The organism is Pseudomonadota bacterium (assembly GCA_034189865.1).
Lineage (GTDB): Bacteria > Pseudomonadota > Gammaproteobacteria > UBA5335 > UBA5335 > JAXHTV01.
Genome location: JAXHTV010000005.1, coordinates 107,803 through 120,050, shown reverse-complemented (window position 1 = coordinate 120,050; position 12,248 = coordinate 107,803). Strand labels below are relative to the sequence as shown.

The window sequence follows — 12,248 nt, the reverse complement described above, 5'->3', positions numbered from 1 at the left end:
CCCTCAAAGGCCTTTCTCGCGCCTTGAAAAACGAACAACTGAAATTCAACAGTCTGGCATGCAGAAACTTCGTTGGCGTATCTCGTAAAAGCATAATTTATTCAACGCTTTACTACTAATGGCGTCCTGTTGATTTCCACTCGCCGCGTCTCTTCCTTACCTCGGCGTGGGTGTTGACCTCCGCCAGATCAGCATGGCATGCCCCCATATAGTTTCTATCTAGCGTTGCTCCGGAAAAAGTCCCGGCATCCAGCGTGATGCCAGTTTGGCCGGGAAGGCCAGGCGCAGCGGTGCGCGCGTACTCTCCGAGACGACGACGCCGCGTTCGACCAGGGCGGCGACGACACGGCGGGAATGACGGTCACTCGCCCCCAACAGTTCCGGGACATCTCCACGCGGCAGTTCTCCTCGATACAGAATCGCTTCAAGGATGCGTCCGGCCGGCTCGCGCAAAGGTTATGTCACCCTCTGGAGTGAGAGATCCAGCGCTCGTCTATTGGTTCAGACAAGGACGGGTAGGGCGGTTGTCGATCATGTTGATCATTCGACCGGGACGCTTCCGAGGGATGTATCACAATGCCCCGGGCGGTTAGAGAAAAAGTGTCGAAATAGCCAAGATCGAATACTGGAGGTTGTCGAATCGTGAATCGGTATTCCAGGCGGCTAGTGGTTGTGTTGCTCGGTTGGCTTGTCCCGTTGGTGGGATGCGCCTCGCATCCGAGATGTGATGGCGTGGAGTCGTGGCCTGCCAGCATGGCATTCGTTCATCTGAAAAATGCGGGTTTTCTAACTCACGATCGTATCGACTTTGAACGCACCGAGGTGGCACGTTTGGCGTCGGAAGAACGAGCCGATGGTTTGTACACGCAGATTCACAAAGTCAGCTTCTATTTCAAAGAGGGCGATAAAATAACGGTATTGACCAAAAACCTCGCTTCTGACGAAGAATGCTCAATGAGTGGGGTCACGGTCTATGTGGTGTCCGCAACCCTCGGCAGAAAAGCAAAAGACAAGCCCTGACGCCATTCGAACCTTAAAGCCCGATTCAAATCCCGCCACTGGGCCGACACGCCCCCTCGGCTGAAAATATTGCCACAGCCTTCTTATCGCGTTGGTGTTTTTGTGCAACCGGGTGAGATCGGCAAATTAAGTGGTGTTGTAGCGGTCCCGAGGCGAGGTCGGAATCGCGGGTAGGGAGTTTCAAAAGCCTTTTTTCATCAGTGCGATGGCCTCGGTGGGGGGCAGGTAGGGATAACCCAGGCTGTTGGCGACTGAGGGATGGGTGACGTTTCCGCTGCACACGTTCAGTCCGTTCAACAAACCGGGGTTTTTGGGCGAGAGGGCATCGGTGCCGGCTTCGGCCAGTTGCGAGATATACGGCAGGGTGGCGTTGGTGAGCGCCAAGGTGGAGGTGCGGGCGCAGGCGCTGGGCATGTTGGCCACGCAGTAATGCACCACGCCGTCCACCAGAAAGGTGGGCTCGGCATGGGTGGTGGGGTGCGAGGTTTCGGCACAGCCGCCTTGGTCGATGGCCACGTCCACCAGCACGGCCCCGGCTTTCATGGTGCGGATGTGTTCCACGTTGATGAGCTTGGGCGCTTTTTTGCCGGGCAGCAGAACAGCGCCGATGAGCAAGTCGGCCCGTTCGGCCAGCTCGCGTATGGCATAGGGGTGGGCATAGCGGGTTTTCAGGCGGGGGCCGTACAGGTCGTCCAGCACCCGCAGCCGGTTCAAGGACACGTCCAGGATGGTCACGTCCGCGCCCAGGCCCATGGCCATGCGCGCGGCTTGGGTGCCTACTACTCCGCCGCCGATCACCACCACCTCGGCCGGCGAAACGCCCGGCACGCCCCCCAGCAGAACGCCACGGCCGCCGTGGGTCACTTCCAAGGCGCTGGCGCCGGCTTGGATAGCCAGCCGGCCGGCGATTTCGCTCATGGGGATGAGCAGCGGCAGCCCGCCATTGTCATCGGTGACCGTCTCGTAGGCAATGCCGACAATGCCCGCTTTGAGCAACGCGGCCGTCAGGTCCGGCGCTGGGGCTAAATGCAGGTAGGTGAACAGCATCTGACCCTTTTTTAACAGCGGGATCTCTTCCGCCTGCGGCTCTTTGACCTTGACCACCAGGGGGCAGTCGTAGACCTCCGCCGCGGTGTCCACCAGCGTCGCGCCCGCTTGGGCGTACATCTCGTTCGTGAAATCGATGCCCAGTCCCGCCCCGCGCTCCACCCACACGCTGTGTCCGGCGGCACTTAAAACGTGCACACCTGCCGGGGTGATGCCCACGCGAAACTCCTGGGGTTTAACCTCTTTGGGGACACCGATTCTCATGGGGTTTCCTCTGTGGCGGCAGCGGTCAACTCGGCTGCCTAGCGGGCAGGCTCAGTCTTCTTCCGATCCGTAACAATCCAGGTAGCTCGGGCAGTATTCGCAGGAAGGCGCCCGACAAGTGTAAATGCCTTCCTCATCACACAGTTGTTTATAGAAGAATTTTTTCCATTTCATGTCGTATTCGTTGCGGGCGAAAAGTTCGGGAAAGTTCCGCTGGATCAGGGCGCTCAGCTCGCCGCGGTTCCACAGCCCCAAATCCCGCCACAGATGATCCGGCCCCATGGAGCCGTCCACCAGCAAGCTGGCGATCCAGCCGGTCTCGGGCGATTGGTCTACGCCGTAGTTCATCAGTAAGCGGCGTAAATCCGCCCGTTCTGCGGCCCGTGCGGTGTCCGGCGCGGTACCTTGGGCCAGTTTGGCTGGCGCCTCCAAACCGGGGAAAAACCGGTCGAATAGCGCGTTCACGGTGACTTCGTCTAGACCCAGCCAGGGCGGCAGAGCGCCTTCGCCCGCGCAGTGGCTGGCGACGATTTGCGCCAGCGCCAGCGGGTTGCTGCCCGCGGCGGTATGGGTGCGCAGCATGGCGTAATACGATCGGCGGGCATCGTCGCTGGCCGGCCCCGCCGCGTTGTTCGGCAGCGCCTTCAGGGCCGGTCCCTCCGCTCCACTGTTTCGGGGTCAGCGGTGATGGCGCGGTAGATTTCCACCCGCATGCCTTCCTCCAACACAGCGTCGAGTTTGGCCAGTTTGCCGAATATGCCGACTTTCTGTCGGCTCAGGTCGATCTCCGGGAACTGCCGCAGCATGCCGGACTTTTCAATGGCGTCCCGCACCGTACTGCCGTCGGGTACGTCGAGTTTGAGCCAAACCTGGTTGAACTTATCCGCATAAGCGACACCGATATTCATCTGATACCTCGTCTCTAAACGGGTTCTGCCGTGGCACCGGCGATGGCCTGAGTGCGTTTGTTGCGCCGATCGAGCGAGCGGTCGAGAAGCCGTTTGCCCGCCATCAAAAAACCCAGCATCAGAAAACCGCCCGGCGGCAGGATAGCCACTAGAAATCCCCGGTACTCGGGGATCACGCGCAAGTCCAAAAACGCCAGGCTCTCCCCCAACAGCAGCTCGGCGTTTGCAAACAAGGTGCCGCTGCCGAGCGCTTCCCGCGTGGCGCCCAGGGCCACCAGGGCCAGAGTGAAACCGGCGCCCATCATCAACCCATCGGTGGCGGCGGCCAATGTGTCGTTCTTGGAGGCGAACGACTCCGCCCGGCCGAGGATGGCGCAGTTGGTGACAATCAGCGGGATAAACAACCCCAGCACCTTATGCAGGTCGTGCATCCAGGCGTTCATGCCCATGTCCACCAAGGTGACGATGGTGGCGATAATCAGCACAAAAATCGGGATGCGCACATCGGCGGTGATCAGCCGCCGCGTCAGCGCCACCAGGGTGCCCGAGAGCACCAACACCAAGGTGGTGGCCAGCCCCAGGCCCAGACCGTTGGTGGCGGTCCCGGTCACGGCCAGCAAGGGGCACAACGCCAGGCTTTGGGAAAAAACAATGTTGTTGCCCCAAAGGCCATCGGTTGCGATGCGTTTGTAGTCACTCATGGCTGCTCACTCGTGGAAGGGTCGCTGTTGGCCAGTTCGTCGCGGTGCCGTTCGAACAGCAGCAAGCCCTGATGCACGGCCTTGACCACCGCCCGGGGGGTGACCGTGGCGCCGCTGAACTGGTCGAACTGGCCGCCGTCTTTTTTAACGCCCCACTGGCTCGGTGAGGTGTTCACCAACGAGTGGCCGGTGAAGTGGGTAATCCAGTCGCTCTTTTCCACCTCGATCTTGTCGCCCAAGCCCGGCGTTTCGGCATGGGTCAGCACCCGCGCACCCAGAACCTCGCCGTGTGGATCGATACCCATGATGATCTCGATGGTGCCGGAAAAACCCTGGCCGCGGGTGCGGTAGGCATAGCCGGTGGTGCGTCCGCCCACAGTGGCGCGGTAGACCGTCAGGCTTTCTCCCGTGGCTTCTGTGAGAACCACAATGTCTTCCAGTAAGTTGTTGTCGTGCAGCGACGGTGGCAGCACCTGGGCCAGGGAATGACGCAAATCCTCTGCTTGACGCTCGGCGATCGCCGAGCGTGTCAGCTGATTCCCCGCCAGCAACAACGCCGCCGCCAGCGCGGCTGCGCCGCCCAGTAACAGGGTTTGGTAGACGATGCCCTTTCTACCGGCCGGCCCGGGTGCCCCGTTCATTTGGCGGCGCCCGATTTTTGCTCCGACAACAGCGGTTGGCCGTGGCGGTCGCGGCCGTACACCCGCGGGCGGATGTAGTGATCGATCAGCGGGGTGCAGGCGTTCATCAGCATGATGGCGAAGCCCATACCTTCGGGATAGCCAGCCCAACTGCGGATGATGAACACCAACGCGCCGGTTCCGGCGCCGAACAGCAGTTGTCCCTTGACTGTCACCGGAGAGGTCACCAGATCGGTGGCGATGAAAAAGGCGCCGAACACCGCCGCGCCGGAGAACAAGTGCACCATCGGGCCGGCATACTCGCCGGGGTTCAGCCAATGGAAGATCGTCGCCAGCAGCGCCAGCGTGCCGAGCATGGCCACCGGGATGTGCCAGGTGATGACCCGTCGCAGCAGCAAAAATGCCCCACCCAGGGCAATCAACACCGCGGACGTTTCACCCAGGCTGCCGGGCATATAGCCCACCAGGGCGGTGGTGGTGTCGAACACCGGTTCCAGGGCGCTTTCCACGGACACCCCGCGGGCCAGCTCGGCTTTTACGTGACTCAACACCGTGGCGCCACTGACGGCGTCGAGGGTTGGCGGATGGCCGAAGGTGATCTGCAGGCTTTGCAGCAGGCCCGGCGCGGCCCGATCCGTGAGCGGCACCGGCTTGATGAAGGCGGTCATTTCCAGCGGGAACGCCACCAGCAGGGACACGCGGGCGACCATGGCCGGGTTGAAGAGGTTTTGGCCGATGCCACCGAACACCTGCTTGCCAATGACGATGGCGATAAAAGCGCCGGTAACGCCGATCCACCACGGTGCCCAGGGCGGCAGTGTCATGGCCAGCAGCCACGCGGTGACGATGGCCGAGCCGTCGGTGAGGTAAGGCCGCAGCGGCTTGCCGGCGATGGCCAGACACAGGGCTTCGGCAAACAGTGCCGCGGCCAGCGTGACCGTGAGCAGGTACAAAGCCGGCCAGCCGTAAATGCAAATGCCGAACACCGTCGCCGGGAGCAGCGCCACCATCACCCGCTGCATGATCTGGCCGACGCTGGTGGGGGCGTGGGCATGGGGGCCGCTGATCAGCCGGCTTTCCATTATTGTTTGGCCTCGGCGGCTGCGGGGGTATCGGCCTTGGCAGCCTCTTGCTGCCGGCGTTTGAGGGCCTCGCGCTTGGCCTGTTTTTGCTTCTCCAAACGTTCGCTGCGCAGTTCCGCCAAGCGGCGGGTTTCGGCCTGTTTGTGTTCGGCGCGTTGCCGGGCGGTGAGCTCACCTTTGGCATAGTTGAAAAACTGCACCAAGGGGATATTTGACGGGCAAACATAGGCGCATGAGCCGCAGGAAATGCAATCCATCAGGCCGTAGGCAATGGCGCCGTCCAGATCGCCGGCACGGGCAAAATTGGCCATCTCCAGCGGCACCAGGCCGCAGGGACAGGCATTTACGCAGCTGGCGCAGCGGATACAGGGCATGGCCGGGCCTTGGGTGGTTTCCCGTCGGGCCAGGGCCAGCACGCCGTTGCTGCCTTTGACGATGGGAACCCGGGTGCCGGGCAGGCGCTGACCCATCATGGGGCCGCCGCTAATCATCCGGGTCGGCGCTTCGGTAAAACCGCCGCAGTGGTCCAGCAAGGCTTGAACCGTTGTGCCGATGAGCACCCGCAGGTTTTTCGGGTATCGCACCGCGCCGCCGGTGACGGTGACCACGCGGGAGATCAGCGGCCGTCCCAGGCGGATGGCATCATGCACCGCCAGCGCCGTAGCGACGTTGTGTACCACAACGCCAATATCCGCGGTGAGACCGCGCGCGGGGGTTTCCCGGCCGGTGACGGTCTGCACCAGGTGCTTTTCCGAACCCATGGGATAGCGGGCCGGCAGGCGGCCGATGTCGATGCCGGCAAATTTCGCCACTTCGGTGGCCATGGCCGCTTGGGCCTCGGGCTTGTTGTTCTCGATGGCGATGATGATCCGCTCGATCCCCAAGGTGTGGGCGATGATCCGAACGCCATCGACCACCTCAGCGGCTTGCTCCTGCATCAGCCGGTCGTCGCAGGTGAGATAGGGCTCGCACTCCGCGCCGTTGATCACCAGCGTATCGAGGGTGTAGCGGCTGCGGAGGTTCAGTTTGACGGCGGAAGGAAACGTTGCCCCGCCCATGCCCACCACTCCGGCGGCCGCTACCCGGTTGGCGATTTCTTCCGGTGCCAATTTGAACGGGTCGATAGGGATGGTGGTGTCGTTCAGCCACTGGTCCTGGCCGTCCGGTTGTAAGGTAATGGTTCGTACCGACAGCCCGGACGGATGGTTGGCGGGGTAGTGGCCCACGCCCATGATGCGGCCGGAGGTGGGGGCGTGTACCGGCGCGGAAATACCGCCCTGGCTATGTCCCAGCAATTGACCTTTCAGTACCGGCTCGCCCCGTCGGACCACGGGCACGGCCGGTGCGCCGATGTGCTGCTGCAACGGTACGTGCAGCAAATCGGGCAGCGGCATGGTCTCGATGGGCCGCCGGGCGGTCAGGGTTTTGTGGTCGTCCAGGTGCACGCCACCGTGGATCTTGAACAGTTTCATCTCAGGCCACTTCCGAAGGTTTGGGCCAGTACCAGGTCTGCAGCGTCGGTTCGACCGGCCGCATCTCGATGCATTCAGTGGGGCAAACCTCAAAGCATTGTTCGCAACCGGTGCAGGCATCCCGGAACACGGCGTGAATCTGTTTGGGGCCACCGACGATGGCGTCGGTGGGGCAGCGCTTGAAGCACTTGGTGCAGCCGATGCACAGGCTTTCGCGGATATGGGCGTAGCTCGGCGGTTTATCTTCCATGTCCGAAAGATCCACTGACACACCGAGCTTGGCGGCCAGGGCCTCGGCCAGGCTGCGTCCACCGGGGGGGCAGAGGGTCACCGGTGCCGAGCCTTCAGCCACCGCCGCAGCCGCCGGACCGCAGCCGGGATAGCCGCACTGGCCGCACTGGGAGCCGGGCAACATCGCCTCGATCTCGGTTTCCAAAGGGTTGGCTTCCACTTTGAAAAAGCGCCCGGCGACGCCCAATATCCCGCCGAGAACGATACCCAACGCCATTAAGCTCAGCAGCGGTGCGATCATGGTCGGAATCCCTAGTGTGTGGTCAGTCCGGAGAAGCCCATGAAGGCCATGGATAGCAAGCCGGCCACCACGAAGCCCACCGGCGCACCGGCGAAGGTGGCCGGCACCTGGGCGCGTGCCAGGCGCTCGCGCAAGCCGGCGAACATCACCATCACCAGCGTGAAGCCCAGCGCCGCGCTGAAGCCGTAAAGCAGGCTCTCGAGAAATGCGTGTTGGCCTTGAATATTCAGCAATGCCACTCCCAAAACGGCGCAATTGGTGGTGATCAGTGGCAGAAAAATGCCCAAAACCTGATACAGCGCCGGAGACATTTTGCGAATGGCCAGTTCGGTAAACTGCACCACGGCCGCGATCACCAAAATGAACGTCAGAATCCGCAAGTAGCCCACCGCCAGCGGCTGCAAAATGTAGAATTCGATCAACCAGCTGAACGCTGCCGCCAGGGTCAGCACGAAGGTGGTGGCAAAGCCCATCCCCAAGGCGGTGTCGATCTTGTTCGACACGCCCATGAATGGACACAAACCCAGAAATTTCACCAACACCACGTTGTTGACCAGAGCGGTGGACAATATGAGTAGCAAGTATTCGGTCATGGCGTTCTCGCTCACCGATTCATTCCCCGTGTTGAAAATAAAAAAGGCATCAACCGTGCCAGTGCCGTTCGGAGCGGCTTGCATGGGGTTTGGCTGTGGCAAAGGGCGCGTTGGAATCCGGGGGTTCTTTCGCAGTGTGGCTGCGCCGGGTCGGTGATAGTGGTCTGAAAACGGGATCTTATTCGTGCCCACAGACCGGCCGGTTCCGGCCCCGACCGGCTGTGAGCGATCGTTCGCTCGATCACGAGCGTGGGTAGGGCGCCGTTGGCGGTGTGTCGTCTTTGCGACATTGCGGATTGGGTCGCCCGCGATTTTGTAGCAAACGCGACATCGTGGTTCAGCGCTTTAGCGGCCCATGCGCGTTGCGCGTGCGCGCATTCACGAACCGGGCCAAGTGGCCATTACGCCCGGACCGCATTTTTGGGGCGGCGGGATGTCTTGACGGGGTCCGTAAATATTTGACAAGAATACAATTATTGTCACCAGGAGGGCGCTATCCAGAGGCCGCCGCCCCCGCCAGCCGATCGACGGAGGGGCGATGGCGACAATTAAGGAACGATTGTTGCAGCGGGTTTCTCTACGTATAGGGGATTCCATTTCGATAGTGATGGTGCCATGTTGCAATCTTCCTCGAACAAGAAAAGCACGATCAAAAAACAAGCCGAGTCTCGCGATGACAACATGCCGCGAGATCGAAACCAAAATCCGCCCTCCGAGGTCATAAAGGTATTCGAGATGGCCGAAAGCGGAAATCAAACGGGTCTGTCGCCACAGCTTTTCTATGAGATCGTCCAGCAGTCGCCGTTGGCGATTTCCATCACCGATAAACGCGCCCGAATTTTGTACGTGAACCCGGCTTTTGAATCCTTGACCGGTTTTGAGCACAAAGCGATCTTGGGGGAGAACGAATCTGTCCTCTCCCACAAACAGACCCCCATCGAGGTCTACCGGGATTTGTGGGCCACCATCACGGGAAAACAAAGCTGGCGGGGCACCTTGGTCAACCGGCGAAGCAACGGTGAGGCTTACCTTGCGGAGCTGCATATCTCCCCGGTGCTGGATGCCGAGGGCGAAATTACCAACTTTCTCGGTATTCACCGCGATGTCACCGAACTGCACGCGCTGGAGCAGCAGGTCCGCCACCAGAAGACCCTGATCGAGTCGGTCTTGGACTCGGCGCCGGTGCTGGTGGCGTTGATCGATTCGGAACGGCAAGTGGTTCTGGATAACCAGGCCTACAAGAAGCTGTTCACGGATTTACACGGCGTTCAGCCGGCCGGTTTGTTTCTCGATGCGCTGGAACAGGATGGGTTGGATCTCAAGGCTGCGGCGGCCGACAACCGCGGATTTTGGAATCGGGAGGTACGCTTGGATCTGACCGGCCAAGTCGAGCCACGCTGGTTTTCGGTCTCCGGCGCCTGGGTGGACGAGTTCGACAGCACCGCGGGCAGCTATTTTTCCGTCCCCTCGGCCGGCCGCCGTTGCCTGCTGGTGGTCGCAAGCGAGATTACCGCGCTAAAACACCAGATGGAGCGGGTCAAAATGCATCATTTGCGCGCCTCGCTGGCCGAGCAGCAGCGCGTACAGGGTATGCGGGAAGCGCTCTCCGGCGCCATTTTTCAACTGCAAACGCCTTTGAACGTGATTCAGGCTGCCGCTAGCATGCTTGAGCGCGGCGCCGATCCGAGCAGGACGCGGGAGATACTCGGCCAAGTGCTGGCGTCCGGCCACCAGGCCATGGAGAACCTGCGCAGCGCCTTACCCACCGAGCTGCAGGAAGCCGAAACCAGCGTGAACCTCAATGCCCTGCTACACGATGTGCTGACGCTGATGACTGAAGATTTTCTCTCCCAGGGGGTGACCATCGACTGGCAGCCGCAGGCGGTGCTCTACAGCATCAACGGACGCCCCAACCAGCTGCGGGGCATGTTCATGCGCCTGATCGAGAACGCCCTGCTGGCGCTGGCCGAGGCCGGTCACGACGAGAAGGAAATCCGCATCGTCACCAGCAACCGGGAAGACGGTGTGGAGGTGTTGATCCAGGACAACGGCCCCGGCATTCCCGAGGCCCTGCGATTGAAAGTCTTCGAGCCCTTTTTCACCGCCTGGAAACAGGCCCGCGGCCGGGCCGGCATGGGTTTGCCCATGGTGCAGGAAACAGTGAACCAAAACGGCGGTGTGGTGGATGTGAATCCGGCCTTCGAACAGGGGTGTCAGATCCGCTTGCGGTTCGCGGTACCGAACCGGCAACGGGCGCTGGAGGAAGGACGGTCGTGAACGCCATGCTCAGCGACGGTCACCAGCCGATGAGTGATCGTCAGGCGTTTTTGGAAAACCAGCTCTCGACCTTGTATCGGGTGAGCGAGGTGCTCAGCCGCTCGTTGGATCTGCGCGAGACCATGCACGGCGTACTCGAGGTGTTGCATGAACAGGGCAGTCTGAGCCGGGGCATGGTCAGTTTGGTGGACCAGGAGAGCGGCGAGCTGACGGTCATCGCCCTGCACGACAACCGTCCGCTTGCCGCCGAGCCGACTCGCTATCGGGCCGGCGAGGGTATCGTGGGCGCGATTCTGGCCCGGGGCGAACCGATTGTGGTTCGACGGATTGCCGACGAGCCGCGGTTTCTCGATCGGCTCGGCGTCTACAATCCCGAGCGGCCGTTCATCGGTGTTCCCATCAAGATCGGCGAGCGGGAAACGTTGGGGGTGTTTGCGGCCCAACCGTCCGGCCGGGCCGAGCCGTTCGACGAACAGGTTCGTTTTTTGCAAATGGTCGCGAACCTCATGGGGCAGACGGTGCGCCTTGCCCGGCAGGTCGAAGACGAACAACAGCAGTTACGCGATGAGCGCGATGTCCTGCGCCGGCGGGTCAAGGGGGAGCACGGCTTTGCCAATATCGTCGGGCACACCGACGCCATGCGCGTGGTGTTCGAGCAGGTTCGGCAAGTGGCCAAATGGAACACCACGGTGCTGATCCGGGGCGAGTCCGGCACCGGCAAGGAACTCATCGCCAATGCGATTCACTACAATTCGCCGCGGGCCAACGGCCCCTTCGTGAAGCTGAACTGTGCCGCGTTACCCGACAATTTGCTGGAGTCGGAACTGTTCGGTCACGAGAAGGGGGCGTTTACCGGTGCGGTCACGCGGCGGACCGGCCGCTTCGAGCAGGCCGACGGCGGGACCCTGTTTTTGGACGAAATCGGCGAGATCTCGCCGGCCTTTCAGGCCAAGTTGCTGCGGGTGCTGCAAGAGGGCGAGTTCGAGCGGGTGGGCGGGCTGCGAACGCTGAAGGTCGATGTGCGGGTCATCGCGGCCACCAACCGGGATCTGGAATCCGAGGTGCAGCGGGGGGATTTCCGTGAGGATTTGTACTATCGGCTGAATGTCATGCCCATTGCCACGCCGGCATTGCGTGAGCGTGTCGCCGACATTCCGGATTTGACCCGTTATCTGACCGACAAAGTCGCCCGCGCCCAGGGCCGCGATCTGGAGGTGACCAACAGCGCGATTCGGCTGTTGATGCGCCACAATTGGCCGGGTAACGTGCGTGAGCTGGAAAACTGCCTGGAACGGGCTGCCATCATGAGCCCGAATGGGATTATCGATCGCGATACCATCACCCTTACCGGCATCGAGGAAAGTCCGGCAGCGGCGGAGACCGCCGCCGCCCAGGTCAAGGTGGATTTCAACGACCCCGAACTGGACGAGCGCGAACGGGTGATCGCCGCGCTGGAAGAAGCCGGTTGGGTACAGGCCCGCGCCGCACGCTTGCTGGGGATGACCCCGCGTCAAATCGCCTATCGCATTCAGACCTACCAAATCAAAGTCCGCCAAATGTGAAATCATCGTGCCGCCTGGCTCGGGTAGGCACGGGCCTGTTGGGGTTCTCACAATCTGTACTGTCCCGCCGTGTCGCAGAGCCGACAATCCTCCCTCGACAATCTCCCATTACTATTTGTAAACAGATATTTGCGAGTGATCTTCCGGTT

Annotated in this window: 12 protein-coding genes and 1 pseudogene; 3 read left to right on the top strand and 10 right to left on the bottom strand. The window is 61.5% G+C overall.

Annotated elements, in window-relative coordinates:
* Positions 1-219 precede the first annotated feature (219 nt).
* Positions 220-441, bottom strand: a pseudogene (locus SVU69_04425) (Fic family protein).
* A 312-nt stretch (positions 442-753) separates the two neighbouring features.
* Here SVU69_04425 and SVU69_04420 point away from each other — a divergent pair.
* Positions 754-1,020, top strand: a complete 267-nt coding sequence (locus SVU69_04420; GenBank protein MDY6942239.1) for a hypothetical protein — start codon at positions 754-756, stop codon at positions 1,018-1,020.
* A gap of 180 nt (positions 1,021-1,200) precedes the next feature.
* Here the strand turns inward: SVU69_04420 and ald are convergent, their stop codons facing one another.
* The 9 genes from ald to rsxA form a co-directional block, all read right to left on the bottom strand.
* A complete protein-coding gene (gene ald / locus SVU69_04415; GenBank protein ID MDY6942238.1) occupies positions 1,201-2,331 on the bottom strand; it encodes an alanine dehydrogenase in 1,131 nt (376 codons plus the stop codon).
* Positions 2,332-2,382: 51 nt separating this feature from the next.
* Positions 2,383-2,913, bottom strand: coding sequence for a nitrogen fixation protein NifQ (locus SVU69_04410; protein MDY6942237.1), 531 nt, complete (start codon positions 2,911-2,913; stop codon positions 2,383-2,385).
* A gap of 62 nt (positions 2,914-2,975) precedes the next feature.
* Positions 2,976-3,239: an RnfH family protein gene (locus SVU69_04405; GenBank protein ID MDY6942236.1), complete on the bottom strand. Its 264-nt coding sequence runs from the start codon at positions 3,237-3,239 to the stop codon at positions 2,976-2,978.
* Positions 3,240-3,253: 14 nt separating this feature from the next.
* Complete coding sequence (locus SVU69_04400; protein MDY6942235.1) at positions 3,254-3,940, bottom strand: electron transport complex subunit E; 687 nt, start codon at positions 3,938-3,940, stop codon at positions 3,254-3,256.
* Positions 3,937-4,581 (bottom strand): electron transport complex subunit RsxG, encoded by a 645-nt coding sequence (gene rsxG, locus SVU69_04395; GenBank protein ID MDY6942234.1) that lies wholly within the window; start codon positions 4,579-4,581, stop codon positions 3,937-3,939. The genes SVU69_04400 and rsxG overlap by 4 nt, the downstream gene beginning before the upstream one ends.
* Entirely contained in the window at positions 4,578-5,663 is a 1,086-nt protein-coding gene (locus SVU69_04390) for an RnfABCDGE type electron transport complex subunit D (GenBank protein MDY6942233.1), read from the bottom strand. The genes rsxG and SVU69_04390 overlap by 4 nt, the downstream gene beginning before the upstream one ends.
* Positions 5,663-7,135: an electron transport complex subunit RsxC gene (rsxC, locus tag SVU69_04385; GenBank protein MDY6942232.1), complete on the bottom strand. Its 1,473-nt coding sequence runs from the start codon at positions 7,133-7,135 to the stop codon at positions 5,663-5,665. Before rsxC ends, SVU69_04390 begins: the two co-directional genes overlap by 1 nt.
* Position 7,136: 1 nt before the next feature.
* Positions 7,137-7,667 (bottom strand): RnfABCDGE type electron transport complex subunit B, encoded by a 531-nt coding sequence (locus tag SVU69_04380; protein ID MDY6942231.1) that lies wholly within the window; start codon positions 7,665-7,667, stop codon positions 7,137-7,139.
* 11 nt (positions 7,668-7,678) lie between these two features.
* Entirely contained in the window at positions 7,679-8,260 is a 582-nt protein-coding gene (gene rsxA / locus SVU69_04375) for an electron transport complex subunit RsxA (protein MDY6942230.1), read from the bottom strand.
* Positions 8,261-8,995: 735 nt separating this feature from the next.
* Here rsxA and nifL point away from each other — a divergent pair.
* Positions 8,996-10,537: a nitrogen fixation negative regulator NifL gene (gene nifL, locus SVU69_04370; GenBank protein ID MDY6942229.1), complete on the top strand. Its 1,542-nt coding sequence runs from the start codon at positions 8,996-8,998 to the stop codon at positions 10,535-10,537.
* A 5-nt stretch (positions 10,538-10,542) separates the two neighbouring features.
* Positions 10,543-12,099 (top strand): nif-specific transcriptional activator NifA, encoded by a 1,557-nt coding sequence (nifA, locus tag SVU69_04365; protein ID MDY6942228.1) that lies wholly within the window; start codon positions 10,543-10,545, stop codon positions 12,097-12,099.
* The last annotated feature ends 149 nt before the right edge of the window (positions 12,100-12,248 follow it).

Coding starts and splice junctions, on each gene's coding strand:
- SVU69_04420 (MDY6942239.1), top strand. CDS start 754: ATGGCATTCGTTCATCTGAAAAATGCGGGTTTTCTAACTCACGATCGT.
- ald (MDY6942238.1), bottom strand. CDS start 2,331: ATGAGAATCGGTGTCCCCAAAGAGGTTAAACCCCAGGAGTTTCGCGTG.
- SVU69_04410 (MDY6942237.1), bottom strand. CDS start 2,913: ATGCTGCGCACCCATACCGCCGCGGGCAGCAACCCGCTGGCGCTGGCG.
- SVU69_04405 (MDY6942236.1), bottom strand. CDS start 3,239: ATGAATATCGGTGTCGCTTATGCGGATAAGTTCAACCAGGTTTGGCTC.
- SVU69_04400 (MDY6942235.1), bottom strand. CDS start 3,940: ATGAGTGACTACAAACGCATCGCAACCGATGGCCTTTGGGGCAACAAC.
- rsxG (MDY6942234.1), bottom strand. CDS start 4,581: ATGAACGGGGCACCCGGGCCGGCCGGTAGAAAGGGCATCGTCTACCAA.
- SVU69_04390 (MDY6942233.1), bottom strand. CDS start 5,663: ATGGAAAGCCGGCTGATCAGCGGCCCCCATGCCCACGCCCCCACCAGC.
- rsxC (MDY6942232.1), bottom strand. CDS start 7,135: ATGAAACTGTTCAAGATCCACGGTGGCGTGCACCTGGACGACCACAAA.
- SVU69_04380 (MDY6942231.1), bottom strand. CDS start 7,667: ATGATCGCACCGCTGCTGAGCTTAATGGCGTTGGGTATCGTTCTCGGC.
- rsxA (MDY6942230.1), bottom strand. CDS start 8,260: ATGACCGAATACTTGCTACTCATATTGTCCACCGCTCTGGTCAACAAC.
- nifL (MDY6942229.1), top strand. CDS start 8,996: ATGGCCGAAAGCGGAAATCAAACGGGTCTGTCGCCACAGCTTTTCTAT.
- nifA (MDY6942228.1), top strand. CDS start 10,543: ATGCTCAGCGACGGTCACCAGCCGATGAGTGATCGTCAGGCGTTTTTG.